This window comes from Thalassotalea fusca (genome assembly GCF_053485835.1).
This window is the reverse complement of sequence record NZ_JBQRUN010000054.1, coordinates 1-470: the sequence shown is the minus strand read 5'-3', so window position 1 is coordinate 470 and position 470 is coordinate 1. Positions and strand designations below refer to the sequence as shown.

Annotated in this window: 1 protein-coding gene; it reads left to right on the top strand. The window is 41.9% G+C overall.

All coding sequences use genetic code 11. The features are described from left to right. Positions 1-470 (top strand): IS4 family transposase (locus ACSLUK_RS19995; protein WP_448550551.1); only part of this gene is annotated, 470 nt, incomplete at both ends.

The window sequence follows — 470 nt, the reverse complement described above, 5'->3', positions numbered from 1 at the left end:
CAACTCATAGATGATACACCTGACCATTCACTAACCATGTTTGATAAAGGGTATTATTCTCTCGGCTTGCTCAATCGCTGGCATCAGCGAGGTGAGCAAAGGCATTGGATGATACCAGCCCGTAAAGACCTTAAATATGATGTGATTAGACAAGTCAATAAGAATGACCTAATCGTTCGGCTTAGTGCTACACCTCACGCACGCAAGAAGTTTGAAGACTTGCCAGAGTATATTGAGGCAAGGCTAATCAGTAAGTTAATTAAAGGCAAAGAGTACCGCATACTCACTTCAATGGTCGACCCAATGCGGTTCCCAAGTGGGGAGATAGTAGAGCTTTATCGCTATCGCTGGGAAATAGAGCTTGGATATCGAGAAATGAAACAATCGTTATTGAACAGTGAATACACATTAAGAAGTAAGCGGCCAGATATGATAGAACAAGAGTTATGGGGACTTTTACTCTGCTATAA